Below are 26384 nucleotides of genomic sequence, written 5' to 3' on the forward strand. Positions count from 1 at the left end.
ATCGTTACTCTCTCCCATCCGGACTCTAACCGTCGGCCCCGGAATTACACCGGATCTGCTGACCTTTTTGCCGTAACAAAAAGCGCTCGCGGGCTTTCAACATTCGTTGATTTACCGCCGGTGGGGAATTTCGCCCCGCCCTGAGAATAAGCGGGTTAACTATAACGCTATTGATTACCTTCATCAACGCCTTTGCTCGTCTTAGCTTCACACAATTCTGGTTTATGCCTGTGCCAGTTCGCACTACAATAGGCAGCAACACGTACCAGTTCAGGGAAACCACAATGATTGACCCGAAAAAAATTGAGCAGATTGCTCGTCAGGTTCACGAGTCGATGCCGAAAGGGATCCGCGAGTTTGGCGAAGACGTCGAGAAGAAAATTCGTCAAACGCTGCAGTCACAGCTAACCCGTCTGGATCTGGTAAGCCGTGAAGAGTTTGATGTACAGACTCAGGTTTTGCTGCGTACCCGTGAAAAACTGGCGCTGCTTGAGCAACGTCTGACTGAGCTGGAGTCGCGTGAAAAAACGGCAGAAGTTAAGCCTGCCCCCGCGATCCCGCCAGTCGATCCGCAAGAGTAAAACGACAACGGGCCGCAAGGCCCGTTTTTCTGTTAGTGTTCCAGTTCTAGCTTCCTGGCCTCTGTAGCCTGCTGGCAGTACAGCGCATAGCGTTTGCAAAACCAGCTACGATGTTCTTCATCCATGTTCCCAGTTATCGCCTGGATATCAACGGGATGGCCCTCAGCCTGCATCCTGGCAAAACTACGGGCCAGGAAATCGAAATTGTTCATTGAATACATATTGCTGTTCATGAGCATACCCTCCAGTTATTGAATATCTGCTAAGGCCATATGCTTTTTCTAATTTCAGTATTTCCCTGGATACGAAGTTATTCTGTACATATTGTGCGCAAAAAAACCGTCTGCTTCACAGTTTCCTACGAAATCTAAGAGGGGGATGACCCCCTTTTCGGATTTAAGGTCAGGGTGACGCATGTTATTGTAACGACATGTAAAAGTAAGGGGTAAAACCATTACTTTTGATACTGACAGGGAACGCAGTAACAGGAGGAAACAACTTGGTATTATTCACGGATTACAACAGCCCCTACCTGTTTGCTATTTCATTTGTACTGCTGATTGGCCTACTGGAAATCATCTCTCTGATTTTTGGCCATTTTCTTTCAGGTGCGCTTGATGCTCACCTCGAACATTACGATGCCCTGACCTCCGGCAATATCGGCCAGGCGCTTCACTATCTCAATATCGGGCGGATCCCGGCGCTGATCGTACTGTGCTTACTCGCAGGCTTCTTTGGACTCTTCGGTATCCTCCTTCAGCATGGCTGGGTCACGCTGTGGCAAGCACCGCTCAGCAATCTGCTGCTCGCGCCGGTGAGCTTTATTTTTGCGGTCTTCGCCGTGCATTACAGCGGGAAAATTATCGCCCCCTGGTTGCCACGGGATGAAACCACCGCCCTCGCTGAAGATGAGTTTATCGGCAGCATGGCAATTATTACCGGCCATTCTGCGAGTGCCGGAACCCCATGCGAAGGCAAATTTACCGACAAGTTTGGGCAGACCCACTATGTGCTGCTGGAGCCTGAAGCGGGCAAAGAATTCAAAAAAGGAGACAAGGTGCTGATTATTTGCCGACTCTCTGCAACGCGTTACCTGGCCGAGCTAAACCCCTGGCCGACTGTTTTATAATTTTATACAGAGGGACCTTATAGATGGATGATGTTTTTGGCATGTTACCTTCATGGATGTTTACCGCCATTGTCGCGGTGATCGTCTTAGTAATTATCGGGATTATTTTTGCCCGCCTGTATCGCCGCGCGTCTGCTGAACAGGCGTTTGTGCGTACCGGCCTTGGCGGGCAAAAAGTGGTGATGAGCGGCGGCGCAATTGTCATGCCTATCTTCCACGAAATTATTCCTATCAACATGAACACCCTCAAACTTGAGGTGAGCCGTTCAACTGTCGACAGTCTCATCACCAAAGACCGTATGCGCGTGGATGTCGTCGTCGCCTTTTTCGTGCGTGTAAAACCGTCTGTGGAAGGTATTGCTACCGCCGCACAGACGCTGGGACAGCGAACGCTGTCACCAGAGGATTTACGTGTGCTAATAGAAGATAAGTTTGTCGATGCCCTGCGTGCCACTGCTTCGCAGATGACCATGCATGAACTGCAGGATACGCGTGAAAACTTCGTTCAGGGCGTACAAAATACCGTCGCGGAAGACCTGTCCAAAAACGGCCTGGAACTGGAGAGCGTTTCACTCACCAACTTTAACCAGACCGAAAAAGTCCATTTCAACCCCAATAACGCCTTTGATGCCGAGGGTCTGACCAAGCTGACCCAGGAAACGGAACGTCGTCGTCGCGAACGTAACGAAGTCGAGCAGGACGTAGAAGTTGCCGTTCGAGAGAAAAACCGTGATGCGCTGTCGCGCAAGCTGGAGATCGAGCAGCAGGAAGCCTTCATGACGCTCGAGCAGGAGCAGCAGGTGAAAACCCGCACGGCCGAGCAAAACGCCAAAATTGCCGCCTTTGAAGCCGAACGTCATCGTGAAGCTGAACAGACGCGTATCCTTGCTGAACGCCAGATTCAGGAAACAGAAATCGAGCGCGAACAGGCGGTGCGTTCAAGAAAAGTCGAGGCCGAGCGTGAAGTTCGCATCAAAGAGATCGAACAGCAGCAGGCAACGGAGATCGCCAACCAGACCAAGTCCATCGCTATTGCCGCCAAGTCCGAACAGCAGTCTCAGGCTGAAGCACGCGCTAACGATGCGCTGGCCGAAGCGGTTCGCGCCCAGCAAAACGTAGAAACCACCCGTCAGACTGCAGAAGCGGATCGTGCCAAACAGGTGGCGTTGATTGCCGCCGCGCAGGATGCGGAAACACAGGCCGTTGAGCTAACCGTACGTGCGAAAGCGGAGAAAGAAGCGGCAGAATTGCAGGCCGCCGCGATTGTTGAACTGGCTGAAGCCACGCGGAAAAAAGGTCTGGCGGAAGCAGAAGCACAACGCGCGCTGAACGATGCCATCAACGTGCTTTCCGACGAACAGACCAGTCTGAAATTTAAGCTGGCCCTGCTGCAGTCCCTGCCAGCAGTCATTGAGAAATCCGTTGAGCCAATGAAGTCTATCGATGGGATCAAGATTATTCAGGTTGATGGTCTCAATCGCGGCGGTGCAGTCGGTGAAGTGACCGCAGGTAACGTAAACGGTGGGAATCTGGCGGAGCAAGCATTATCCGCAGCTCTTGCCTATCGTACACAAGCGCCGCTGATTGACTCGCTGTTAAATGAAATTGGTTTGTCCGGCGGTTCGCTGTCGGCGCTGGCCGATCCGCTGAAAAACAGCCCACAGCCTGTTGAGAAAACGACTGAAGAATAAGATATAGAATTGCCGGATGGCAACGCTGACGCGTTTTATCCGCCATCCGGCAAACTTTCCAGGTGTTACTTATCGCTGTCTTTCTGGATCTTCTTGATGATATTGGTCGTTGAGCAGCCATCTTCGAAGTTCAGCACCAGCACTTCACCGCCGTTCGCCCACACCTCTTCGCTGCCCGCAATATCTTCCGGCTTATAGTCGCCGCCTTTGACCAGCAGATCCGGCAGGATGCCGGCAATCAGACGCTGCGGCGTATCTTCTTCAAAAGAAACCACCCAGTCGACGGACTCCAGCGCGCCCAGCACGATCATACGCTGTTCCAGCGGATTGACCGGGCGAGATTCGCCTTTCAGACGTTTGGTCGAAGCATCGCTGTTTACCGCTACGATCAGGCGATCGCCCAGCTTGCGCGCATTCGCCAGATAGGAAACGTGGCCCGCATGCAGGATGTCGAACACGCCGTTGGTCATCACCACTTTCTCACCGCGCTTGCGGGCGCTGGCAACGGCCTGTTTCAGCTCAGATTCGCTCATCACGCCAAAGCCAGTATCGGCCCGACCGCGCACGGCGTTTTCCAGTTCAATAGGAGAAACGGTGGAGGTCCCCAGCTTACCGACGACTACGCCTGCTGCGGCGTTAGCAAAATAGCACGCTTCTTCCAGGGTGTTACCCGCCGCCAGCGTCGCCGCCAGCACGCCAATAACCGTATCGCCCGCACCGGTCACGTCATACACTTCCTGCGCCTGCGTCGGCATATGCAGCGGCGATTTGCCCGGTTGCAGCAGCGTCATCCCCTGTTCGGAGCGCGTGATCAGCAGTGCGGAAAGGTCAAAATCCGCAATCACTTTCATGCCGCGCTCAACCAGTTCATCTTCGCTTTTGCACTTGCCCGCTACCGCTTCAAACTCGGACAGGTTCGGCGTCAGCAGCGTTGCGCCACGGTAGCGTTCAAAATCGGTCCCTTTAGGATCGATAAGCACCGGCACTCCAGCCTTCCGCGCCAGCGCAATCATCTGCTGCACGCTTGCCAGCGCGCCTTTGGCATAGTCGGAGAGTACCAGTGCGCCGATAGACCCCAGCGCCTGGTTAATACGCTCGTGCAGCGGCTGCGGATCCACACCTTCAAAGCCTTCTTCGAAATCCAGGCGAATCAGTTGCTGGTTACGGGAAAGTACGCGCAGTTTAGTGATCGTCGGATGAGTGGGCACGGAAACGAAGTCACATTTTACGTTCACATCCGCCAGCGTTTTGCTCAGCGCACGCGCCGCGTCGTCAATGCCGGTCAGGCCCACCAGACGCGAATTCGCTCCCAGAGAGGCTATGTTCATCGCCACGTTTGCTGCGCCACCGGGACGTTCTTCGATGGTATCAACCTTCACCACCGGCACCGGCGCTTCAGGTGAAATACGGCTGGTAGGACCGTACCAGTAGCGATCCAGCATCACATCACCGACAACCATGACTCCTGCACGTTCAAACTCTGGCAGCGTTACTTTCATTCCTGTCTCCTGAGAGATTCTCTGAGGGTCTTAAAATTTGCGCGCGATAATAGCACACTTCACTCGGCAACCAGCCACTTCTGCCAGCTGTCGCGCACCAGCGTGCGTTCAGCCTCAAAGCACTCTGGTGCCACATGGCCCGGAAGCTCCTGCAAGGCAAGATGGTGAAGTTCATCACGCAGCGTCGTATAAGCACGAGTAAGCGCCAGCGCTTCCTGCTCATCCATAATGTCGTTTTGCGCCAGTAACTCCAGAATGCGCACGTTATCCGACCAGCGCGTCAGCTTCGGTTTTTCATGCGCATAGCGCAACACCAGATATTGCGTAATAAACTCAATGTCGGTGATACCGCCTTCATCCGCTTTAATATCAAAACGATCGCGATGCTTATTGCCCAAATGGGCACGCATTTTCTCACGCATTTCGCGCACGTCGGTCTGCAAGGTTTTGCCATCGCGAACGAGGGTCATGATATCGCGACGAATCGCATCGAACTGAGAGGTCAACCGCGGGTCGCCGTATACCACGCGCGCACGTACCAGCGCCTGATGTTCCCATGTCCAGGCTTCGTTGCGCTGGTAATCGGCGAAGGCGTCGGTTGATGTCACCAGCATTCCCGCCGCGCCGGACGGACGCAGGCGCGCATCCACTTCGTACAAAATACCGGACGAGGTGCGGGTGCTGAAAAGGTGCATAATGCGCTGCGACAAACGCAGATAGAACTGTCGCCCGTCAATCTCACGCTCACCGTCCGTCATCACGTCCATCGGACAGTCATGCAGGAAGATCAAATCGAGATCCGAGCTGTATCCCAGCTCCCAGCCGCCCAGCTTGCCATAACCGACGACGGCAAAACCGCGCCCCTCGCGTTCGCTAAGATGAGTGGGTTGCCCGTAGCGAGCAACCATCTGCATCCACGCTTGCTGGACTACCGCATCAATAATAGCTTCCGCCAGCCAGGTTAGGTGATCGCTTACCTTCATCACCGGCAGCGTTCCGGCGATATCAGCCGCGGCAATACGCAACAACTGCGTTTGCTTAAACTGGCGCAGCGCTTCCAGTTGCTGCTCTTCGTCATCTTCCGGCACGCGCAGCAAATACTGGCGTAACTCATCACGGTAGGCGTCCGTCGCGGTGGGTTGATACAGGGTGTTCGGATCCAGCAGTTCATCGAGCAACAGCGGATACCGCGCCAGCTGGCTGGCGATCATCGGCGAGGCGGCACAGAGCGAAATCAGGTGCTTCAGCGCTCCGGGGAATTCGCTCAGCAGCTCCAGATAGGTCGTGCGGGTCACAATACCCACCAGCAGTGGTGTAATGCGCGACAGCGGTACCGAGGCGTCGTCACGCGAACAGACATCGCTCAGCAGATGCGGCATTAAATGATCCAACACCTGCCGTCCGCGTGGGCCAATGGTGCGTTTATCCAGCTCTTTGCGGAAATCAGCAATCAGAGACAGCACGCGCCGGCGATCGTCATCAGCCAGATGCGTCAGCACCGGCGTGGTGTCATCTTCCTGCAAGGCGTCCTGCCACAGTTCGCGCCATTGTTCTGAGAGCGACTCTTCCTGGGTTTCAGCTTCGTCATCGCCAATCAGCTCGTTAAATACCCGGCGCACGTTGTTCATATGATTTGCCAGCACATCGGTTAACTGCTGCCAGTCATCGACGTTCATCCCCCACGCCAGCCGCGCGCGATTCAGTTCATCGCCAGGAAGCGTTTGGGTCTGTTCATCATTGATGCTTTGCAGCAGGTTTTCGAGGCGGCGTAAATAGAGATAGGCTGCTCGCAGTTGTTCCGCGTCGGTATCTGACAGCAGGTGCAGCGCATTGATGGCGCTAAGCGTCGGTAACAGCGAGCGGGATTGCAGCGACGGCTCGCGCCCACCTCGAATCAGTTGGAATACCTGTACGATAAATTCGATTTCACGAATGCCGCCCGCCCCCAGCTTGATGTTGTCTTTCAGGCCACGGCGGCGAACTTCTCGGGCAATCATCCCTTTCATGTTACGCAGAGACTGGATCACGCTAAAATCAATATAGCGGCGGAAGACAAAAGGTCGCAGCATAGCGCGAAGCTCGCTGACGTAAGTGCCATCGGAATCGCCCATAATGCGGGCTTTGACCATCGCATAGCGTTCCCAGTCGCGCCCTTGTTCCTGGTAATAATCCTCCAGCGCGGAAAAGCTCAGCACCAGCGGGCCGCTGTCGCCAAACGGACGTAAGCGCATATCCACTCGATAAACAAACCCATCCATTGTGGGCTGATCCAGCACTTTGATGAGCCGCTGGCCCATACGGGTAAAGAACTGCGCGTTATCCAGTTCGCGACGCCCACCTTGCGTACTGCCGTGCTCCGGCCAGGCAAAAATCAGGTCAATATCAGAGGAAAAATTCAGCTCGCCGCCGCCCAGTTTCCCCATGCCTAAAATCAGCAGCGGCTGCGCAACACCTTCAGGATTACAGGGCGTTCCCCACTCGCGACAGCAGGCGGCGTATAACCAGTCGCGCGCGGCGACGATCAGCGTTTCTGCCAGATGGCTTAACTGCTGCAAAATACTCTCTTCCGCCACCAGCGACAGCGTCTGCGCCCAGGCGATGCGCACCATGATGTGACGGCGAAACAGGCGTAGCTCGCGCATCAGCGTGTTTTCATCGCTGACGTCGGCCAATGCTTGCTGTAACCAGTCGGCATAGTGTTGCCACTCATCCGCCTGAGGGGGCGCGCTTTCCAGATCTACCAGCCATTCGGGATGGGCAATAATGCTGTCGCGGACAAAATCACTGAATGTAAGCACTGACTTCGCCTGCACGCTAAGCGAGGACTCAGATATTGCTGCTGGCAGCCGCCCCACAACGGTCGGCCAGTACTGCTGTAACGGTGAAGAGAGCTGCTTCATTTATGGACATCCTTTGCGTATTGAGGCCCAAGGTATGGCCTTATAGGCCTGATAAGCGCAGCGCCATCAGGCATCCCGGTCTCAACCCTGATTATCGTTTACCGCTATGCAGCCAGAACGGTTCCAGCGCGATTGCCTCGTTGCGGAAGTGTTCAATTTCAATATATTGGTTGGCCGCAATGGCGTGACGCAGACCCTGCCAGTTGGCGATCCATTCCGAGGCAACATTTTCGTCGTAGTACCCCGCCAGCATCAGCATGCTATCAATATTGCGCGTCAGGCGTGGAAGTTGATCGGCGTACTGATCGCCAAGCGGCTGAGCAAAAGCGGTTTTCAGTTCAGCGGCATGGCGCGAAAGATGAGTATCTGAGAAACGCTTAAAGGAGTCGGCAATTTTGCCCTGCGCCTTCTCATCCAGGAACGACTGCCATCCTTTGGTCACCAGCCATTCGGTCAGGGCCAGTTTAGCCATTGCTGTTTGCGTGCTGTAAACCGCCGAAACGGCAGAAACATCCGACGCCATGACCGCTTCCGACTGGGTCAGCAAATCACGTAAGTGAGCGCTCGCTTTTCGCGGCACATTACCGCCAAACAGCATCAGTATGTGACGCACCAGGCCCATTGCCGCCAGTACCTCGGCTTTCGCTCCTTTGACGCCGCGCACCCACAGCTCTTCATGGTACTGCCACTGTGATAATGCCAGCTCCAGCGCCGCTTCCAGCCCTTGCTCAATGCTCGCCTTCGCCGGAACCTTCAAAATGCGCGTAGGTCTGAGTTCACGCGGCGCATTCCCCTGAGCCAGATGATAGCCACGCGCCGCTTTACTCAGACTGCCCTGGCGTAAGCCGGCTTGCGAAACCAGCTGGTTTGCCAGCTTCAATACCGCACGGGTATCGCCGCTTAGCAGTTCAAGTTCAAGCTCACAGATAGGTTCAGCAAACTCGCCCGCTTTCACTTCCCCAAGGTCGAGAGCCATTTCAATTCGACTGCCGTCAACATCAAGGAGCCATTTCTCACGATAAAAATCGGTGCTGAACAGCGGCTGCACCTGAGAGGCAAGCTCAGCAGGCAGCTCGCCATCGGGCCAGACTTCCGTTGGGAACAGAGCGAGATCCAGCTCTGGCGCGTTTAGCGCAACGTTATATTCAGGCCGCTGATGCAGGCCGCCCGTCACCCGTCCGGCAATTTTCATGGTCATTTCGTAATGACCATTCTCACCACGAATACGCAGCCCCATATCGTGGCCACGCAACCACGCATCCGGCGTTTCGTAGTAGATATTCAGCAACTGACTGGGCGCATGATGCTCACCCCCCAGCGTATTCAGACGTTCACGTAGCGCATCTACAGCATCACTATTGACGATAAATTTTAATTCGATTTCCTGGGCCATGGTCTTGTACTTATGGGTTATGTCACAGTTGAGAAAACTGACTGCGAACTAAGTTCGTTCTTTATGGTCAGTAGATAGTATTTTGCGCCAAATTGCCATGCAACGAGCAATTTGACGGGCGTAAAAGTTTCGGGTGGTGGCTAAAAGGACACAGATGATTCCGATTGATGTCGAATGCTTTGCGTAGAGACACTGATGCCACTACTATCGTTCCACTTTCTATGACAATAACGACAGCCTGATGCCAAAATTACGCCTGATTGGATTAACTTTACTCGCACTTAGCGCCACTGCAGTTTCTCATGCCGAAGAAAAGCGCTATGTCTCTGACGAACTGAACACCTGGGTCCGCAGCGGTCCGGGAGATAATTATCGCCTCGTGGGCACGGTTAACGCCGGCGAGGAAGTTACGCTATTACAGACCGATGCCAACACTAACTACGGCCAGGTGAAAGACAGCACCGGTCGTACCGCCTGGATCCCGCTGAAAGAGCTGAACAGTACGCCGAGCCTGCGTACCCGCGTTCCCGATCTGGAAAGCCAGGTTAAGACCTTGACCGACAAGCTCAATAATATCGATACCACGTGGAATCAGCGCACCGCCGATATGCAGCAAAAAGTATCGCAAAGCGACAGCGTGATCGACGGTCTGAAACAAGAAAACCAGAAGCTGAAGAACGAGCTTATTGTGGCGCAAAAGAAGGTCAGCGCAGCCAACCTTCAGCTTGATGACAAACAGCGCACCATCATTATGCAGTGGTTCATGTACGGCGGCGGCGTACTGGGTCTTGGTCTGCTGCTCGGTCTGGTTCTGCCACACATGATCCCAAGCCGTAAACGCAAAGATCGCTGGATGAACTGAATCGCCTTCTCCGCCACACTGACATATGATTAAGAGATCATAATTTCAAAAGGAAAGTGGCGTGAAGATTTATCTGGTCGGTGGTGCTGTTCGGGATGCGTTATTAGGGCTACCGATTAAAGATAAAGATTGGGTTGTTGTCGGCGCCACGCCGCAAGAGATGCTCGACGCGGGCTACCAGCAGGTAGGCCGCGATTTTCCCGTGTTTCTGCATCCGCAAACCCGGGAAGAGTATGCGCTGGCGCGTACCGAACGTAAATCCGGTTCGGGGTATACCGGGTTCACCTGCTACACCGCGCCGGATGTAACGCTGGAGGCCGATCTTCAGCGGCGCGACCTGACTATCAACGCAATCGCTCGCGGTGACGATGGAGAGATTATCGATCCGTATAACGGACGCGACGATCTGGAAAGGCGTCTGCTGCGCCATGTTTCTCCTGCCTTTAGCGAAGATCCGCTGCGCGTGCTGCGCGTGGCGCGCTTTGCTGCCCGCTATGCGCACCTCGGCTTTCGTATCGCTGACGAAACCATGACGCTGATGCGCGACATGAACGACGCTGGCGAACTGGAACACCTGACGCCAGAGCGGGTGTGGAAAGAAACAGAAGGCGCATTAACCACCCGCAACCCACAGGTATTTTTTCAGGTCCTGCGCGACTGCGGCGCACTGCGCGTTCTGTTTCCGGAAGTGGATGCTCTGTTCGGCGTTCCCGCGCCCGCTCAGTGGCACCCGGAAATCGATACCGGTATTCACACGTTGATGACGCTGTCGATGGCAGCCATGTTAAGTCCGGAGGTCGACGTGCGTTTCGCCACGCTGTGCCACGATCTTGGCAAGGCGTTGACGCCAAAAGCGCTGTGGCCGCGCCACCACGGCCACGGTCCGGCTGGCGTTAAGCTGGTCGAGCAACTGTGTCTGCGCCTGCGCGTGCCGAATGACATCCGTGATTTAGCCAAACTGGTGGCCGAGTTTCACGACCTCATTCATACCTTCCCGATCCTGCAGCCAAAAACCATCGTTAAGCTGTTTGATTCCATCGATGCCTGGCGTAAACCGCAGCGCGTGGAGCAAATCGCCCTGACCAGCGAGGCCGACGTACGCGGGCGAACCGGTTTTGAAGCGGCGGATTACCCGCAAGGCAGACTGTTGCGCGAAGCCTGGCGGGTTGCGCAGGCGGTGCCAACGAAAGACGTCGTTGAGGCGGGATTCAAAGGTCAGGCTATTCGCGAGGAGCTGACCCGGCGTCGCATCGCGGCAGTGGCATGTTGGAAGGAGCAGCGTTGCCCTAAACCCACCACCTAAACGGATATAACCCGTAGGCCGGATAAGGCGGAACGCCGCCATCCGGCACAACGGTAAGTCATCAGAAGAACACGACGTAAACGGCAGCCGCTACAACAAAGCGATAAATCGCAAACGGAATGAACGAGATACGCTTAATCAGCTGCAGGAAGGTTTTGATCGCTACCAGCGCCACGATAAACGCCGTCACGAAACCGACGGCAAACATCGGGATATCTGATGCGCTGAGAAACGACCAGCTCTTGTAGAGATCCAGCGCCGTTGCACCCATCATCATCGGCACGGCCAACAGGAAAGAAAACTCAGACGCCGCGTAACGGCTCACGCCCATCAGCATACCGCCAGAAATCGTCGCCCCGGAGCGAGAAAAGCCCGGCCACAGGGCCAGACACTGGAAACAGCCGATCATAAACGCCTGCCGATAGGTCATATCATCCAGACCCGGCGCACGCGGCTCTTTCGGCTTCAGGCATTCTGCGGCAATCAGCAGCACGCCCCCTACCACCAGCGCATACATCACGTTGATCGGGTTAAACAGCGATTTGATGGTGTCGTGGAATATCAGCCCCAGCACTACGGCTGGGATCATCCCCAACAGAATATGTCCCAGCGTCAGTCGACCTTTGCCAGTACCTTCATGCGGGGCTTTGCCGAAGTGAATGCCAATCAAACTAAACAGACGTCGCCAGAACATCACCACGACTGCCAGAATAGAACCTAGCTGGATTACCACCTCGAAAGTTTTTGCGGTGTCACCCTCAAAACCCAGCAGGTGGCCAACAATAATCATATGGCCGGTACTGGAAACGGGTAAAAATTCCGTCAACCCTTCGACCACACCCAAAATTGCCGCCACCAGCAGCGAGTGCATATCACTCATTAATAAACCCTTAGATAGAGAAACCACGGCAAAAAAGAGCCGACGAAAGGACCCTTTTATACCCGTTTGTTTTAGAAATTATTAAATTAATTATTTTCTTTCAGATTATTGCCACGCTCAATGATAACCCCGACGTTCGCCGCACGGGCTACCGCGCCAGGTTTACTGAGTTTGATCCGTACCCAGGGAGAATTAAAGCGGCTAAGCAGCAGATCCGCCACCTCTTCCGCCACGCGTTCTACCAACGCAAAACGCCCACCTTCCACATGATTAACAACCGTTTGAGCAATATCAGCATAGCTCAGGCAATCAGCCACATCATCGCTTTTAGCCGATTTGCGGTTATCCCACGCCATTTCGATATCGAACACCAATCGTTGCTCGATCGTTTGTTCCCAGTCGTAAACACCAATAGTGGTGATTACAGAAAGTTGCTCTATAAATACAATATCCATCACGACCTGCCTGCTTTTTGGCTAACCCGGATACCACTTCCGGCGAAATATGCGTATTATCCACAGAAGTAGCGTTTTACACGACATTTTCAAAACGGAACAGCTTATGAGTGCAATCGCGCCTGGAATGATTATCTTCGCGTACCTCTGTGGCTCAATTTCCAGTGCTATTCTGGTATGCCGCCTTGCTGGATTGCCGGACCCGCGCGACAGCGGCTCTGGGAATCCGGGCGCGACGAACGTATTGCGCATTGGTGGCAAGGGAGCCGCCGTCGCGGTACTAATTTTCGACGTCCTGAAAGGTATGTTACCCGTCTGGGGTGCCTATGCGCTAGGCGTCAGCCCCTTCTGGCTGGGATTGATCGCGATCGCCGCCTGTCTGGGACACATCTGGCCGGTATTCTTCGGCTTTAAAGGTGGGAAAGGCGTTGCCACCGCCTTTGGCGCAATTGCGCCGATTGGTTGGGACTTAACCGGCGTGATGGCCGGAACCTGGCTGCTGACCGTCTTATTAAGCGGCTATTCGTCGTTAGGCGCTATCGTCAGCGCGCTGATCGCCCCCTTCTACGTCTGGTGGTTCAATCCCCAGTTCACGTTCCCGGTGTCTATGCTGTCGTGCTTAATTCTGCTACGTCACCATGACAACATTCAGCGTCTGTGGCGTCGTCAGGAACCAAAGATCTGGACCAAGCTGAAGAAAAAGCGCGAAAGAGATCCCGAGTGATTTCGATGTCGGATAGCGACGCGACGGCGTCTTATCCGGCGTGAGGGATGTGATACCCCTCCACCGGTTTGCCTAATCGGTTCTGACACCACGTCGCCAGAAACTCCACGCACACGCGCAGCTTCACGCTGCGATACAGCGGCTCCTGATAAACCGCCCAGATATTGGCGCTTTGCGCATAGTCCGGCAGCACACGCACCAGTTCACCGCTTGCCAGAAACGGCTGCAGGTCCCATTCGGAACGCAGCATAATCCCTTTCCCCTGAAGCGCCCACTGCAGCACAATCTCACCGCTGTTAGAGGAAAGATGACCCGCTACCTTGATCGACTTTTTCTCCTTGCCGTTATCCAGATCCCACACCCCGTGTGTCATATCGCGTTCTTTGGTAACCAGACAATCATGCCGGCTTAATTCCTGTAGCGTCATCGGTTTGCCGTATTTTTGTAAATACATCGGTGCTGCACATAATATTCTTCTGTTTTTCGTTAACAAATGCGCAATATAATAATCAGGAATTTCGTCATTAATACGAATATCCAAATCAATATTATCCTGTGCCAAATCAATTTGCCGATCGTAAAGTTCAAAATGCACCTGTAATTCAGGATAGCTATGCATCAATTCGGTAATTGCCGGTGCAATATAACTGCGCCCAAAACCAAAGCTACAGCCGATACGAATCATCCCTGCCGGGCGTGTTTTGAGCTGCGTGACGTCATCGACCAGATGCTGATAGCCCGCAAGAATAGCCTGCGCATGTTCATAGCAACGTTGACCACTCTCCGTTAATGCCACACCGCGCGCAGAGCGGCTTAGCAGCGTCGCTCCCAGCGTGGCCTCAAGGATCTGAATGCGTTTCGTCACAAACGCCGGCGTTTGGCCAAGCGTCGCTGCGGCGGCGCTGAAGCTGCCGCTACGCACAATTTCGACCAGCACCTGCAGGTCTTTCGCCAGGGGATACGTGTTCAGCATGATCGGTAGATCCGTAATGTTGTTAACCGCAGTGTAATTCCCTCATGCGTATTAAACCCTGCCTTTGCGCAATTTTTATTGTCTTATCCGGACATCATTCACGAACTGTTAATTGGATATTCACAGTGGCAAATAATATAAACCCACACTTTTAATGGTAGTTTGTGACGGAGAATTTATTTCCAGACAAATAAAAGAACTGGAGTTAACAAGATGAGCAATCAAAATAACCAAAATGCGATAACTACGCTGACGAACATTGTCGCGGACTTTACCGCCATGATTTCTACCCGCATGCCCGACGACGTCGTGGATAAATTAAAGCAACTGCGTGAAGGCGAAACCTCGCCGATGGGTAAAATCATCTACCACACCATGTTTGACAACATGCAGAAGGCTATCGACCTGAACCGTCCTGCCTGTCAGGACACCGGCGAGATTATGTTTTTTGTGAAGGTTGGTTCCCGTTTTCCACTCCTCGGCGAACTGCAAAGCATCCTGAAGCAGGCCGTTGAAGACGCCACGGTAAAAGCGCCGTTGCGCCATAACGCTGTCGAGATTTTTGATGAAGTGAATACCGGCAAAAATACCGGTACCGGTGTGCCGTGGGTCACCTGGGACATCATTCCTGATAATGATGACGCGGAAATCGAAGTCTACATGGCAGGCGGCGGCTGTACGCTGCCGGGACGCTCGAAAGTGTTAATGCCTTCTGAAGGTTACGAAGGCGTGGTGAAATTTGTCTTCGAAAATATCTCCACGCTGGCAGTCAACGCCTGTCCGCCGGTGCTGGTGGGCGTAGGTATTGCCACCTCCGTAGAAACCGCCGCTGTTCTATCTCGTAAAGCGGTGCTGCGCCCTATCGGATCACGTCATCCGAATCCGAAAGCGGCCGAACTGGAACTGCGTCTGGAAGAAGGGCTTAACCGTCTGGGTATTGGTCCACAAGGGTTGACCGGGAATAGCTCGGTAATGGGCGTGCATATCGAATCCGCCGCACGCCATCCGTCGACTATCGGCGTTGCCGTCTCTACCGGCTGCTGGGCGCACCGCCGCGGCACGCTGTTGGTTCATGCAGACCTCTCCTTCGAAAACCTGTCTCACACCCGGAGCGCGTTATGAAAAAGATCCTCACAACCCCGATCAAAGCCGAAGATCTGGCAGACATTCGCGTTGGCGATGTTATTTACCTGACGGGTACGCTGGTGACCTGCCGTGACGTTTGCCACCGTCGCCTGATCGAACTGAAGCGCCCGATTCCTTATGACCTGAACGGCAAAGCCATTTTCCACGCAGGCCCAATCGTACGTAAGAACGGTGAGAAATGGGAGATGGTCTCCGTCGGCCCAACCACCAGCATGCGTATGGAAGCGTTTGAGAAAGACTTTATCGAACAGACTGGCGTCAAGCTGGTGGTCGGCAAGGGCGGCATGGGACCGCTGACAGAAGAAGGCTGCCAGCAGTTTAAAGCGCTGCACGTCATCTTCCCGGCAGGCTGCGCGGTCGTGGCGGCAACCCAGGTTGAGGAGATCGAAGAAGTGCACTGGACGGAACTCGGCATGCCGGAGTCCCTGTGGGTGTGTCGGGTAAAAGAGTTCGGCCCGCTGATCGTTTCCATCGATACCCACGGCAACAACCTGATCGCCGAAAACAAAAAACTGTTCGCTGAACGTCGCGATCCTATCGTCGATGAAATCTGCGAGCACGTGCACTACATCAAATAACCCTCCCGGAGAGGCGCTGCGCCTCTCCCCTTTCGTAGGGATACAACAATGGCACCTTTAGCTGGTTGGTGGCGATACCTGGCTCCGCTGGTGGTCATCGCCATTATTGCTGTTCTGCCCGTTCCCACCGGTCTTGAGAGCCACACCTGGCTCTATTTTGCCGTCTTTACCGGTGTGATTGTCGGGCTTATTCTGGAACCTGTACCGGGCGCGGTGGTGGCGATGATTGGTATTTCGATCATCGCCGTCCTTTCGCCATGGCTGCTGTTCAGCCCGGAGCAACTCGCGCAGGACGGTTTTAAATTTACCGCCAAATCGCTGTCGTGGGCGGTATCTGGCTTTTCAAACTCGGTCATCTGGCTGATCTTCGCGGCCTTTATGTTTGGTACCGGCTATGAGAAAACCGGGCTTGGGCGGCGTATCGCGCTGATGCTGGTGAAAAAGATGGGGCACCGGACGCTGTTTCTCGGCTATGCGGTGATGTTCTCTGAGCTTATCCTCGCCCCCGTCACGCCTTCCAACTCCGCGCGCGGAGCCGGAATAATCTACCCGATTATCCGCAACCTGCCGCCGCTGTATAACTCACAGCCCAATAGCGCCAGTTCACGCTCCATTGGCTCATATATCATGTGGATGGGCATTGTCGCCGACTGCGTTACCAGCGCTATTTTCTTAACGGCGATGGCACCGAACCTGCTGTTGATCGGCCTGATGAAAGGAGCCTCCCACACGGCGCTGAGCTGGGGCGACTGGTTCTTAGGCATGCTGCCGCTGAGCATTTTACTGGTGCTGATTGTGCCCTGGCTGGCGTACGTGTTGTATCCACCAGTGCTGAAATCCGGCGATCAGGTTCCGCGCTGGGCGGATGCGGAGCTAAAAGCGATGGGACCGCTCTGCGCTCGCGAGAAAAAGATGCTGGTGCTGATGGTCGGCGCGCTGGTGCTGTGGATCTTCGGCGGCGATTACATTGACGCTGCGATGGTCGGATACAGCGTGGTGGCGTTGATGCTGGTACTGCGCATCATTAGCTGGGATGACATTATCAGCAATAAAGCCGCGTGGAACGTCTTTTTCTGGCTGGCCTCGCTGATCACGCTGGCCACCGGGCTCAATAACACCGGTTTTATTACCTGGTTTGGCAAGCTGCTGGCAAACGGGCTGAGCGGCTATTCGCCAATGATGGTGATGGTGGCGCTGATCGTGGTGTTCTATCTGCTGCGCTACTTCTTTGCCAGCGCCACGGCGTATACCTCCGCCCTGGCGCCGATGATGATTGCCGCCGCGCTGGCAATGCCGGAAATCCCGCTTCCGGTCTTCTGCCTGATGGTCGGCGCAGCCATTGGCCTCGGAAGCATTCTGACCCCGTACGCCACCGGTCCCAGCCCTATCTACTATGGCAGCGGCTATTTGCCAACGGCGGATTACTGGCGACTCGGTGCTATTTTTGGCCTGATTTTCCTCGTGCTGCTGGTGATTACCGGTCTGGTCTGGATGCCCCTCGTTTTACTGTAAGACTCTGGTGGGGCGGCGTATTGCCGCCCCTTTATCCATAAGCTTCTCATATGATCGATTTCCCGATGCGCTGAGGCATACTTTTTTGTATGCAAACACCCTCATGCTGATAAGGGAAACGCTCTGGACACGGTTGCGCACGAGACACTCACACGGGGCTGGCAGGCCGAACTGGATCTGCATTTTACCCGCACCGGTCACAAAACGGTGCTCGTCTCGGCGCGCCATCAGGGTCCATTGACGGTTCAGCGCCCGTTTTACCCGGAAGAGGACGTTTGCCATCTCTATTTGCTTCATCCACCGGCGGGGATCGTCGGCGGGGATGAGCTCCATATCGCCGTAACGCTCGACGAAAACAGCCACGCGTTAATCACCCAGCCAGGCGCGGGAAAATTTTATCGCAGCCGCGGACCACAGGCATTGTTGCGCCAGCATTTCACGCTTGCCTCACACGCCACGCTGGAGTGGCTGCCGCAGGATACGATCCTCTTTCCCGGTGCCAACGCCGCAATTCAGACCGTCTTTCATCTGACATCCGCAAGCCACCTGCTGGCCTGGGATCTGCTGTGTCTTGGGCGACCGGTTATGCAGGAAGTCTTCAGCCACGGCACGCTGCAAAACCGTCTGGAAGTGTGGCGGGATGGGCAGCCGCTGCTGATAGAACGCTTGCAATTGCGAGAGGGGAATCTGAGCGGCGTCGCGCACTTTCCCTGGGTCGGCACGTTACTGTGTTATCCGGCCAGCGAACTCATGCTGGAGGGCACCCGCGAGCGGCTTACGTCACTTGGCGATTACGCCGGGGCAACGCTTAACGACTCGCTGCTGACAATTCGCTTTCTTGCCGACGACAACCTGGTTGTTCAGCGCGTTATGCGTGACATCTGGCAATTTCTGCGCCCGCTGCTGACGCACAAAGCCCCCGTACTACCGCGAATCTGGCAAACCTAAGAGAATCCTTATGGAACTGACCCCCAGAGAAAAAGACAAGCTGTTGCTGTTTACCGCCGCGCTGGTGGCGGAACGTCGCCTGGCCCGCGGGCTTAAGCTGAACTACCCGGAATCGGTGGCGCTGATTAGCGCTTTCATCATGGAAGGGGCACGCGACGGGCAAACCGTGGCCGCGTTGATGGAGGACGGGCGTCACGTCCTGCGCCGCGATCAGGTGATGGAAGGCGTGCCGGAAATGATCCCGGATATTCAGGTTGAAGCCACCTTTCCGGACGGTTCGAAGCTGGTCACCGTCCACAATCCGATCGTCTAAGGAGCGGCAATGATCCCAGGTGAATATCAGATCGCAAAAGGCACTATCGCGCTCAATCAGGGACGGGAGACCTGCACGATCGTGGTGGAAAATCATGGCGACAGACCCATCCAGGTGGGATCGCACTATCACTTTTACGAGGTGAACCCGGCGCTACATTTTGACAGGCTGGCTGCACGTGGCTTTCGTCTGAACATTGCGGCGGGCACAGCGGTACGTTTTGAGCCGGGGCAAAAACGCGAAGTCGAACTGGTGCATGTAGCCGGCGCACAAAGGATCGTGGGCTTTCGCAGCGAAGTGATGGGCGCGCTGGAGGCAGATAATGAGTGAAATTTCCCGGCAAGCGTATGCCGACATGTTTGGCCCAACCACCGGCGATAAAGTGCGCCTGGCGGATACCGACCTGTGGATCGAGGTGGAAAAAGACTTCACCACTTACGGCGAAGAGGTCAAATTTGGCGGCGGAAAAGTGATCCGCGACGGCATGGGCCAGGGCCAAATGCGCGCGCAAGCGTGTGTGGATCTGGTGATTACCAACGCACTAATCGTCGATCACTGGGGGATCGTGAAAGCGGATATCGGTATCAAAGCCGGCAGGATCTTCGCCATCGGCAAAGCGGGTAATCCCGATATTCAGCCCAACGTCACGATCCCGATAGGCGTGGGAACTGAAGTCATCGCCGGGGAAGGCAAGATCGTCACTGCGGGCGGCGTAGATACGCATATTCACTGGATCTGCCCACAGCAGGCCCAGGAGGCGCTGGTTTCCGGCGTGACGACGATGATCGGCGGCGGCACCGGTCCGGCGGCAGGAACTCATGCCACCACCTGCACGCCGGGCCCGTGGTACATCGCGCGTATGCTGCAGGCGGCAGACGCATTGCCGGTTAACATCGGTTTGCTGGGCAAAGGCAACGGCTCAAATCCTGACGCCCTGCGCGAGCAAATCAGCGCGGGGGCAATTGGCCTGAAAATCCATGAAGACTGGGGCGCCACGCCTGCCGCTATCGACTGCGCGCTAACCGTGGCCGACGAAATGGACATCCAGGTAGCGCTGCACAGCGACACGCTCAATGAGTCCGGTTTCGTTGAAGATACGCTGGCGGCGATTGGCGATCGCACCATTCATACCTTCCACACCGAAGGCGCAGGCGGCGGCCATGCGCCGGATATCATCACCGCCTGCGCACATCCGAATATTCTGCCCTCCTCCACTAACCCGACGCTGCCCTATACCGTCAACACCATCGACGAGCATCTCGACATGCTGATGGTTTGCCACCACCTCGACCCGGATATTGCCGAAGACGTAGCCTTTGCCGAATCACGCATTCGCCGGGAAACGATCGCTGCCGAAGATGTTCTGCATGACATTGGCGCGTTTTCCCTGACTTCGTCCGATTCACAGGCGATGGGGCGCGTGGGTGAAGTGATCCTGCGCACCTGGCAGGTGGCACATCGCATGAAAGTTCAGCGTGGTCCGTTGGCAGAAGAAACCGGCGACAACGACAATCAGCGCGTTAAACGCTACGTTGCTAAATACACCATCAACCCGGCGTTAACCCATGGTATCGCCCATGAAGTCGGCTCCGTTGAGCCTGGCAAACTGGCCGATCTGGTGCTGTGGTCGCCCGCCTTTTTTGGCGTAAAACCGGCGACGATCGTCAAGGGCGGGATGATCGCCTGCGCGCCGATGGGCGACATCAACGCCTCGATCCCCACCCCGCAGCCGGTGCATTACCGCATGATGTTCGGCGCACTTGGCGCAGCGCGGCATCACACCCGGCTGACCTTTATTTCGCAAGCAGCTGACGCGCAAAACATCCCGCAGCAGCTCGGTTTGCGAAGCACTATCGCCGTCGTCAAAGGCTGCCGGACGGTGAAAAAGGCCGACATGATCCACAACGGCCTGCAACCCAATATCACCGTCGATGCTCAGACCTACGAGGTGCGTATTGATGGCGAACTTATCACCAGCGAACCGGCAGATGTTTTGCCGATGGCGCAACGCTATTTTCTGTTTTGAGGAGTGACGATGATCTACCTGACCCAACGCCTTGACCACGCCCACCGCGCCACCGCAAGCGTCACGCTACCCATTGATGTTCGGGTTAAAAGTCGCGCCAGAGTGGCGCTGAACGACGGTCGCGAAGCCGGGCTAATGCTACCGCGTGGTTTGCTGCTGCGCGGCGGCGATCTGCTAAGTACCGAAGATGGCAGCGAAGTGATCGAAGTGATCGCCGCGCCGGAGTCGGTTTCCGTGGTGAGCTGCGCCGATCCTTTTCTGCTCGCCAAAGCCTGTTATCACCTCGGCAATCGTCACGTTCCACTGCAAATTCTCCCCGACCAACTACGCTACCATCACGATCATGTGCTGGACGACATGCTGCGCCAGTTCAATCTTGAGGTGACGTTCGCCCAGTTGCCGTTTGAACCTGAAGCAGGCGCTTATGCCAGCGAATCACATGGGCATCATCATGGCCATGCGCACTGATGCATAACACCCAACAGCTACGTCTGATGCAGCTCGCCAGCAGCGCTCTCCCGGTGGGGTCGTTTACCTGGTCCCAGGGCCTGGAATGGGCGGTGGAAATCGGCTGGGTGAAAAGCGTCGATGACTTCTCTGCCTGGCAAATCCAGCAGATGGAGCAGAACTTTTTTACCGTCGACCTGCCGCTGCTGGCAAGACTGTATCGCGCCTGCGAGCAGGACGATCTCGCCGCCGCACGCCGCTGGAGCGCTTACCTGTTGGCCTGTCGCGAAACCCGCGAATTACGAGATGAAGAACGCAGTCGGGGCGCGGCGTTTACACGGCTGGTCACCGACTGGGAAGCGGACTGCTCGCGGGAGTGGCGCGCGCTCTTTATCGACAGCCAACTCTGCGGCATGGCCTGGCTGGGCGTGCGCTGGAAAATCCCCCTGACGCAGCTGGCGTTAAGCCTCGGCTACAGCTGGATTGAGAGCGCTGTCATGGCCGGCGTCAAGCTGGTTCCCTTTGGACAACAGGCGGCCCAGCGTTTGATTATTGCGCTCTGCGATCGCTATGCGCAGGGTCTGGCACAGGCGCTGGCGTGTCCTGACGCCAGCCTCGGCTCCGCAACGCCGCTGGCCGCTATCGCGTCTGCCCGGCATGAAACCCAATATTCCCGATTATTCCGCTCCTGAGGAGAAAAAATGAGTAATAACAAGCATCCCCTGCGTGTGGGCGTTGGCGGCCCGGTTGGCTCGGGCAAAACGGCGCTGCTGGAAGCGTTATGCAAAGCCATGCGCAAGAGCTATCAACTGGCGGTGGTGACCAACGATATCTACACCAAAGAAGATCAGCGCATTCTCACCGAGGCAGGCGCACTGGAACCGGACAGGATCGTCGGCGTGGAAACCGGCGGCTGTCCGCATACCGCCATCCGTGAAGATGCATCGATGAATCTGGCTGCCGTAGAAGCGCTGAGTGAGAAATTCGGCAATCTGGATCTGATTTTTGTGGAAAGCGGCGGCGATAATCTGAGCGCCACCTTCAGCCCGGAACTCGCGGATCTGACGATCTATGTGATCGACGTTGCTGAAGGCGAGAAGATCCCGCGTAAAGGCGGGCCGGGGATCACCAAATCCGATTTTCTGGTGATCAATAAAACCGATTTGGCCCCTTATGTGGGCGCCTCGCTGGAGGTGATGGAGCGCGATACCTTACGCATGCGCGGCGAGCGTCCATGGACGTTTAGTAATTTAAAGTCCGGAGATGGCCTGGAAAAAATTATCGCGTTTCTGGAAGAGAAAGGAATGCTGCGGATGTAGCGTATTGCCCGGTGGCGCTACGCATACCGGGCCTACGATATTGTGAGCTTATGCTGCCGGTAATTCCGCCAGCGGCCAGCGTGGACGCACGGTCACGCCAAGATCCGCCGTTGCGCCCGCTTTAAAACGCACCATGCCCGCGTAGGCGATCATCGCCCCGTTATCGGTGCAAAATTCCGGACGCGCATAAAACACTTCGCCACGACGTTTTTGCATCATCTCTGCCAGTTTTGCGCGCAGCGTACGGTTCGCACTCACGCCCCCCGCCATCACCAGACGTTTAAAACCGGTTTGATCCAGCGCGCGTTTGCACTTGATCATCAACGTATCAACCACCGCATCTTCAAACGCACGGGCGATATCTGCGCGGGTCTGATCGTCATTTTCGTTATTACGAATGGTATTCGCAGCGAAGGTTTTCAGACCGGAGAAGCTGAAATCCAGCCCCGGACGGTCGGTCATTGGACGCGGGAAAACAAAACGTTTTTCAACGCCTTGCGAAGCCAGCTTTGACAGCATTGGGCCGCCAGGATAATCCAGCCCCAGCAGCTTGGCTGTTTTGTCGAACGCTTCGCCAGCGGCATCATCAATCGATTCGCCGAGTAATTCATACTGACCGATACCGGTGACGCTGATCAACTGCGTGTGACCGCCGGAAACCAGCAGCGCGACAAACGGGAAAGCAGGAGGATTATCTTCCAGCATCGGCGCCAGCAGATGCCCTTCCATATGGTGCACAGGAATTGCCGGTACGCCCCAGGCGAACGCCAGCGAACGTCCTACGGTTGCGCCAACCAGCAGCGCGCCAACCAAACCAGGACCTGCGGTATACGCTACCGCATCAATCTCTTTTGCCGTCAGTCCCGCTTCTTTCAGCGCGGCCTGGATCAGCGGTACGGTTTTACGTACGTGATCGCGCGAGGCCAGTTCTGGCACTACGCCGCCGTAGTCAGCGTGTAATTTCACCTGACTATACAATTGGTTGGCTAAAAGACCTTTTTCATCGTCGTAAATGGCGATGCCGGTTTCATCGCAGGACGTTTCAATACCCAGTACACGCATGACTTGTTTTACCTCGCTTTATTACCGCGCAGTGTAGGACCAATGCGGGTTGATGTAAAACTTTGTTCGCCCCAGGAGTTTCGCTCGTGTATACTCCTTGTCCTTATAAAAGTCCCTTTCAAAATCGCGTCGGTGCTTTACAAAGCAGCAGCAATTGCAGTAAAATTCCGCACCATTTTGAAATAAGCTGGCGTTGATGCCAGCGGCAAACCGAATTTATTAAAGGTGAGAGTTACATGCCGGTAATTAAAGTACGTGAAAACGAGCCGTTCGACGTAGCACTGCGTCGCTTCAAGCGTTCATGCGAAAAAGCAGGTGTTCTGGCGGAAGTTCGTCGTCGTGAGTTCTATGAAAAACCGACTACCGAACGTAAGCGCGCTAAAGCTTCTGCTGTGAAACGTCACGCGAAGAAACTGGCTCGCGAAAACGCACGCCGTACTCGTCTGTACTAATCCATTGAGAGCTAAAGCTCTCAATTCAGACTGAGTTGTAGTTGTAAGGCCGTGCTTCCGGAAGGAATGCGCGGCTTATTTTCGTTTATACACGTCATCATTCAAGCTGCCTCTGCGTTGGCTGCAGTCGTTCACCCCAGTCACGTACTTATGTACGCTCCTGAGGATTCGCTCCATTGCCGCCTTGATGCATCCTGAATGATTTTGTGTATATGAGTCATCAAAAAACAGGGGCTTATGGCTGGACGAATTCCTCGCGTTTTTATTAATGACCTGCTGGCAAGAACCGACATCGTCGATCTCATCGACGCACGGGTGAAGCTGAAAAAGCAGGGCAAAAATTATCACGCGTGCTGTCCGTTCCATAACGAAAAAACCCCCTCTTTCACCGTAAACGGTGAAAAACAGTTTTATCACTGCTTTGGGTGTGGCGCGCATGGCAACGCCGTCGACTTTCTCATGAACTACGACAAGCTCGAGTTTGTGGAAACCGTCGAAGAATTGGCCGCAATGCACAACCTTGAAGTGCCCTATGAAGCAGGCAGTGGCCCCAGTCAGATAGAGCGCCATCAACGGCAAAGCCTTTATCAATTGATGGACGGCCTGAACACTTTTTATCAACAGTCTTTGATGCAACCCGCCGCTACCCCCGCGCGCCAGTACCTGGAAAAGCGCGGATTAAGTAGCGACGTTATCACCCGTTTTGCTATTGGTTTTGCGCCCCCCGGCTGGGACAACGTCCTGAAACGGTTTGGCGGCAATGCTGAGAATCGCAAATCGCTGGTCGATGCGGGGATGTTGGTCACCAACGATCAAGGACGCAGTTACGATCGCTTCCGCGAACGGGTGATGTTCCCCATCCGCGACAAACGCGGTCGGGTCATTGGTTTTGGTGGACGCGTGCTGGGCGATGCCCTGCCGAAGTATCTCAACTCCCCGGAAACCGATATTTTCCATAAAGGTCGCCAGCTGTATGGCCTTTATGAAGCCCAGCAGGATAACGCCGATCCGCAGCGCCTGTTAGTGGTAGAAGGCTATATGGATGTGGTGGCGCTGGCGCAATACGGCATTAACTACGCCGTGGCATCCCTTGGGACGTCAACCACCGCAGATCACATCCAGTTGTTGTTCCGCGCGACGAACAACGTAATTTGCTGTTACGACGGCGACCGTGCCGGACGCGATGCAGCATGGCGCGCGCTGGAAACCGCACTGCCCTATATGACAGACGGACGCCAGCTACGCTTTATGTTTTTACCTGACGGCGAAGACCCCGATACGCTGGTGCGTAAAGAAGGGAAAGAGGCCTTTGAAGCCCGGATGGAGCAGGCGTTGCCGCTCTCCGCGTTTTTATTTAATAGCCTGTTGCCACAGGTGGATTTGAGTACCCCGGACGGACGCGCACAGCTCAGCACGCTGGCATTACCGCTGATTACTCAGGTACCAGGCGAAACGTTGCGCATTTATCTGCGACAGGAGTTGGGAAACAAGCTCGGCATTCTGGATGACAGCCAGCTTGAACGTTTAATGCCAAAACTGGCAGAAAATGGAGCTTCCCGTCCTGTTCCACAGCTAAAACGTACGACCATGCGTATACTTATAGGGTTGCTGGTGCAGAATCCGGGCCTCGCCCCGCTGGTTCCACCGTTAGGCGCACTGGATAGCAATAAGCTGCCTGGTCTTGGCTTATTCAGAGAACTGGTCAACACTTGTCTGGCTCAGCCAGGTCTGACTACCGGGCAACTTTTAGAACACTATCGTGGCACAAATGATGCTGCGACCCTTGAAAAACTGTCGATGTGGGACGATATAGCAGATAAAGATATCGCAGAAAAAACCTTCACCGACTCACTCAACCATATGTTTGATTCGATGCTTGAACTGCGCCAGGAAGAGTTGATAGCTCGTGAGCGCACACACGGTTTAAGCAGCGAAGAACGCCGGGAACTCTGGACGCTGAACCAGGAACTGGCCAAGAAATAAGCGAAAGACAAAACAAAGACAAAATCATTCGCGTTGTATCAAGGCAGCAAGTGAACGAACGCCAGGGAGTGTACATAAGTACATGACCAGGATGACAAATCCGCCGGGAGCGGATTTGAACGCTGCTTGCGGTGGCCCCGTAAGGGGCGAGGCTCAGGATGAGCCGAGTAACGAACGCAGCTAACGCAGAAACAACGTGAAAGATGAA

The 26384-nt window shown here is 55.0% G+C and carries 26 protein-coding genes and 1 riboswitch; of the genes, 18 read left to right on the forward strand and 8 right to left on the reverse strand.

What is annotated here, in order from left to right:
* Positions 1-2: 2 nt before the first annotated feature.
* Positions 3-152: riboswitch (FMN riboswitch) on the reverse strand.
* A 132-nt stretch (positions 153-284) separates the two neighbouring features.
* Entirely contained in the window at positions 285-581 is a 297-nt protein-coding gene (ubiK, locus tag LA337_19875) for a ubiquinone biosynthesis accessory factor UbiK (GenBank protein ID UBI15395.1), read from the forward strand.
* A 32-nt stretch (positions 582-613) separates the two neighbouring features.
* On the opposite strand, the gene glgS is transcribed toward ubiK, so the two are convergent.
* Positions 614-820: a cell surface composition regulator GlgS gene (gene glgS, locus LA337_19880; GenBank protein UBI15396.1), complete on the reverse strand. Its 207-nt coding sequence runs from the start codon at positions 818-820 to the stop codon at positions 614-616.
* A gap of 260 nt (positions 821-1080) precedes the next feature.
* Here glgS and LA337_19885 point away from each other — a divergent pair, with 260 nt between their 5' ends.
* Positions 1081-1710 carry a YqiJ family protein gene (locus tag LA337_19885; protein ID UBI15397.1) on the forward strand — a complete coding sequence of 210 codons (630 nt, stop codon included), beginning with the start codon at positions 1081-1083 and terminating at the stop codon, positions 1708-1710.
* Positions 1711-1733: 23 nt separating this feature from the next.
* Entirely contained in the window at positions 1734-3401 is a 1668-nt protein-coding gene (locus tag LA337_19890) for a flotillin family protein (GenBank protein UBI15398.1), read from the forward strand.
* A 65-nt stretch (positions 3402-3466) separates the two neighbouring features.
* On the opposite strand, the gene hldE is transcribed toward LA337_19890, so the two are convergent.
* The 3 genes from hldE to LA337_19905 form a co-directional block, all read right to left on the reverse strand.
* Entirely contained in the window at positions 3467-4900 is a 1434-nt protein-coding gene (hldE, locus tag LA337_19895; protein UBI15399.1) for a bifunctional D-glycero-beta-D-manno-heptose-7-phosphate kinase/D-glycero-beta-D-manno-heptose 1-phosphate adenylyltransferase HldE, read from the reverse strand.
* Between the two features lie 59 nt (positions 4901-4959).
* Positions 4960-7800 (reverse strand): bifunctional [glutamate--ammonia ligase]-adenylyl-L-tyrosine phosphorylase/[glutamate--ammonia-ligase] adenylyltransferase, encoded by a 2841-nt coding sequence (gene glnE / locus LA337_19900; protein UBI15400.1) that lies wholly within the window; start codon positions 7798-7800, stop codon positions 4960-4962.
* Positions 7801-7891: 91 nt separating this feature from the next.
* Positions 7892-9193 (reverse strand): inorganic triphosphatase, encoded by a 1302-nt coding sequence (locus LA337_19905; GenBank protein ID UBI15401.1) that lies wholly within the window; start codon positions 9191-9193, stop codon positions 7892-7894.
* A 241-nt stretch (positions 9194-9434) separates the two neighbouring features.
* Here LA337_19905 and LA337_19910 point away from each other — a divergent pair, with 241 nt between their 5' ends.
* A complete protein-coding gene (locus LA337_19910; GenBank protein UBI15402.1) occupies positions 9435-10055 on the forward strand; it encodes an SH3 domain-containing protein in 621 nt (206 codons plus the stop codon).
* Positions 10056-10116: 61 nt separating this feature from the next.
* The gene (locus LA337_19915) at positions 10117-11358 is read left to right on the forward strand and encodes a multifunctional CCA addition/repair protein (protein UBI15403.1); all 1242 of its coding nucleotides are present in this window, start codon (positions 10117-10119) and stop codon (positions 11356-11358) included.
* Positions 11359-11419: 61 nt separating this feature from the next.
* Here the strand turns inward: LA337_19915 and bacA are convergent, their stop codons facing one another.
* On the reverse strand, positions 11420-12238 hold the full coding sequence (gene bacA, locus LA337_19920) for an undecaprenyl-diphosphate phosphatase (protein ID UBI15404.1): 819 nt from the start codon (positions 12236-12238) through the stop codon (positions 11420-11422).
* A gap of 86 nt (positions 12239-12324) precedes the next feature.
* Positions 12325-12693, reverse strand: coding sequence for a bifunctional dihydroneopterin aldolase/7,8-dihydroneopterin epimerase (folB, locus tag LA337_19925; protein ID UBI15405.1), 369 nt, complete (start codon positions 12691-12693; stop codon positions 12325-12327).
* 106 nt (positions 12694-12799) lie between these two features.
* On the opposite strand from folB, the gene plsY reads away from it, so the two are divergent.
* A complete protein-coding gene (gene plsY, locus LA337_19930; GenBank protein ID UBI15406.1) occupies positions 12800-13417 on the forward strand; it encodes a glycerol-3-phosphate 1-O-acyltransferase PlsY in 618 nt (205 codons plus the stop codon).
* Between the two features lie 31 nt (positions 13418-13448).
* Here the strand turns inward: plsY and LA337_19935 are convergent, their stop codons facing one another.
* Entirely contained in the window at positions 13449-14390 is a 942-nt protein-coding gene (locus tag LA337_19935) for a LysR family transcriptional regulator (GenBank protein UBI15407.1), read from the reverse strand.
* 213 nt (positions 14391-14603) lie between these two features.
* On the opposite strand from LA337_19935, the gene ttdA reads away from it, so the two are divergent.
* The 10 genes from ttdA (at position 14604) to ureG (ending at position 22679) form a co-directional block, all read left to right on the forward strand.
* The gene (gene ttdA / locus LA337_19940) at positions 14604-15512 is read left to right on the forward strand and encodes a L(+)-tartrate dehydratase subunit alpha (protein ID UBI15408.1); all 909 of its coding nucleotides are present in this window, start codon (positions 14604-14606) and stop codon (positions 15510-15512) included.
* Positions 15509-16114 (forward strand): L(+)-tartrate dehydratase subunit beta, encoded by a 606-nt coding sequence (gene ttdB / locus LA337_19945; protein UBI15409.1) that lies wholly within the window; start codon positions 15509-15511, stop codon positions 16112-16114. The genes ttdA and ttdB overlap by 4 nt, the downstream gene beginning before the upstream one ends.
* A gap of 48 nt (positions 16115-16162) precedes the next feature.
* Complete coding sequence (locus LA337_19950; protein UBI15410.1) at positions 16163-17626, forward strand: anion permease; 1464 nt, start codon at positions 16163-16165, stop codon at positions 17624-17626.
* A gap of 123 nt (positions 17627-17749) precedes the next feature.
* Positions 17750-18574 (forward strand): urease accessory protein UreD, encoded by an 825-nt coding sequence (locus LA337_19955; GenBank protein ID UBI18521.1) that lies wholly within the window; start codon positions 17750-17752, stop codon positions 18572-18574.
* Positions 18575-18584: 10 nt separating this feature from the next.
* Positions 18585-18887: an urease subunit gamma gene (locus LA337_19960; GenBank protein ID UBI15411.1), complete on the forward strand. Its 303-nt coding sequence runs from the start codon at positions 18585-18587 to the stop codon at positions 18885-18887.
* Between the two features lie 9 nt (positions 18888-18896).
* On the forward strand, positions 18897-19217 hold the full coding sequence (locus LA337_19965) for an urease subunit beta (GenBank protein UBI15412.1): 321 nt from the start codon (positions 18897-18899) through the stop codon (positions 19215-19217).
* Positions 19210-20913 carry an urease subunit alpha gene (ureC, locus tag LA337_19970; protein ID UBI15413.1) on the forward strand — a complete coding sequence of 568 codons (1704 nt, stop codon included), beginning with the start codon at positions 19210-19212 and terminating at the stop codon, positions 20911-20913. Before LA337_19965 ends, ureC begins: the two co-directional genes overlap by 8 nt.
* A gap of 9 nt (positions 20914-20922) precedes the next feature.
* Positions 20923-21381 carry an urease accessory protein UreE gene (gene ureE, locus LA337_19975; protein ID UBI15414.1) on the forward strand — a complete coding sequence of 153 codons (459 nt, stop codon included), beginning with the start codon at positions 20923-20925 and terminating at the stop codon, positions 21379-21381.
* Complete coding sequence (locus LA337_19980) at positions 21381-22052, forward strand: urease accessory protein UreF (protein UBI15415.1); 672 nt, start codon at positions 21381-21383, stop codon at positions 22050-22052. The genes ureE and LA337_19980 overlap by 1 nt, the downstream gene beginning before the upstream one ends.
* Positions 22053-22061: 9 nt before the next feature.
* Positions 22062-22679 (forward strand): urease accessory protein UreG, encoded by a 618-nt coding sequence (gene ureG / locus LA337_19985; GenBank protein ID UBI15416.1) that lies wholly within the window; start codon positions 22062-22064, stop codon positions 22677-22679.
* Positions 22680-22727: 48 nt separating this feature from the next.
* On the opposite strand, the gene tsaD is transcribed toward ureG, so the two are convergent.
* Entirely contained in the window at positions 22728-23741 is a 1014-nt protein-coding gene (gene tsaD / locus LA337_19990; GenBank protein ID UBI15417.1) for a tRNA (adenosine(37)-N6)-threonylcarbamoyltransferase complex transferase subunit TsaD, read from the reverse strand.
* A gap of 236 nt (positions 23742-23977) precedes the next feature.
* Between tsaD and rpsU the strand changes: the two genes are divergently transcribed.
* On the forward strand, positions 23978-24193 hold the full coding sequence (gene rpsU, locus LA337_19995; GenBank protein ID UBI15418.1) for a 30S ribosomal protein S21: 216 nt from the start codon (positions 23978-23980) through the stop codon (positions 24191-24193).
* Between the two features lie 237 nt (positions 24194-24430).
* A complete protein-coding gene (dnaG, locus tag LA337_20000; protein UBI15419.1) occupies positions 24431-26176 on the forward strand; it encodes a DNA primase in 1746 nt (581 codons plus the stop codon).
* Positions 26177-26384 lie beyond the last annotated feature (208 nt).

Origin of the sequence: Citrobacter europaeus (genome assembly GCA_020099315.1) — a bacterium.
GTDB classification, from domain to species: domain Bacteria; phylum Pseudomonadota; class Gammaproteobacteria; order Enterobacterales; family Enterobacteriaceae; genus Citrobacter; species Citrobacter europaeus.

Excerpts from the sequence above, each read along its gene's own strand:
- ubiK (UBI15395.1), top strand. The coding sequence starts at position 285 with ATGATTGACCCGAAAAAAATTGAGCAGATTGCTCGTCAGGTTCACGAG.
- glgS (UBI15396.1), bottom strand. The coding sequence starts at position 820 with ATGCTCATGAACAGCAATATGTATTCAATGAACAATTTCGATTTCCTG.
- LA337_19890 (UBI15398.1), top strand. The coding sequence starts at position 1,734 with ATGGATGATGTTTTTGGCATGTTACCTTCATGGATGTTTACCGCCATT.
- hldE (UBI15399.1), bottom strand. The coding sequence starts at position 4,900 with ATGAAAGTAACGCTGCCAGAGTTTGAACGTGCAGGAGTCATGGTTGTC.
- glnE (UBI15400.1), bottom strand. The coding sequence starts at position 7,800 with ATGAAGCAGCTCTCTTCACCGTTACAGCAGTACTGGCCGACCGTTGTG.
- LA337_19905 (UBI15401.1), bottom strand. The coding sequence starts at position 9,193 with ATGGCCCAGGAAATCGAATTAAAATTTATCGTCAATAGTGATGCTGTA.
- LA337_19910 (UBI15402.1), top strand. The coding sequence starts at position 9,435 with ATGCCAAAATTACGCCTGATTGGATTAACTTTACTCGCACTTAGCGCC.
- bacA (UBI15404.1), bottom strand. The coding sequence starts at position 12,238 with ATGAGTGATATGCACTCGCTGCTGGTGGCGGCAATTTTGGGTGTGGTC.
- folB (UBI15405.1), bottom strand. The coding sequence starts at position 12,693 with ATGGATATTGTATTTATAGAGCAACTTTCTGTAATCACCACTATTGGT.
- plsY (UBI15406.1), top strand. The coding sequence starts at position 12,800 with ATGAGTGCAATCGCGCCTGGAATGATTATCTTCGCGTACCTCTGTGGC.
- LA337_19935 (UBI15407.1), bottom strand. The coding sequence starts at position 14,390 with ATGCTGAACACGTATCCCCTGGCGAAAGACCTGCAGGTGCTGGTCGAA.
- ttdA (UBI15408.1), top strand. The coding sequence starts at position 14,604 with ATGAGCAATCAAAATAACCAAAATGCGATAACTACGCTGACGAACATT.
- ttdB (UBI15409.1), top strand. The coding sequence starts at position 15,509 with ATGAAAAAGATCCTCACAACCCCGATCAAAGCCGAAGATCTGGCAGAC.
- LA337_19950 (UBI15410.1), top strand. The coding sequence starts at position 16,163 with ATGGCACCTTTAGCTGGTTGGTGGCGATACCTGGCTCCGCTGGTGGTC.
- LA337_19960 (UBI15411.1), top strand. The coding sequence starts at position 18,585 with ATGGAACTGACCCCCAGAGAAAAAGACAAGCTGTTGCTGTTTACCGCC.
- LA337_19965 (UBI15412.1), top strand. The coding sequence starts at position 18,897 with ATGATCCCAGGTGAATATCAGATCGCAAAAGGCACTATCGCGCTCAAT.
- ureC (UBI15413.1), top strand. The coding sequence starts at position 19,210 with ATGAGTGAAATTTCCCGGCAAGCGTATGCCGACATGTTTGGCCCAACC.
- ureE (UBI15414.1), top strand. The coding sequence starts at position 20,923 with ATGATCTACCTGACCCAACGCCTTGACCACGCCCACCGCGCCACCGCA.
- LA337_19980 (UBI15415.1), top strand. The coding sequence starts at position 21,381 with ATGCATAACACCCAACAGCTACGTCTGATGCAGCTCGCCAGCAGCGCT.
- ureG (UBI15416.1), top strand. The coding sequence starts at position 22,062 with ATGAGTAATAACAAGCATCCCCTGCGTGTGGGCGTTGGCGGCCCGGTT.
- tsaD (UBI15417.1), bottom strand. The coding sequence starts at position 23,741 with ATGCGTGTACTGGGTATTGAAACGTCCTGCGATGAAACCGGCATCGCC.
- rpsU (UBI15418.1), top strand. The coding sequence starts at position 23,978 with ATGCCGGTAATTAAAGTACGTGAAAACGAGCCGTTCGACGTAGCACTG.
- dnaG (UBI15419.1), top strand. The coding sequence starts at position 24,431 with ATGGCTGGACGAATTCCTCGCGTTTTTATTAATGACCTGCTGGCAAGA.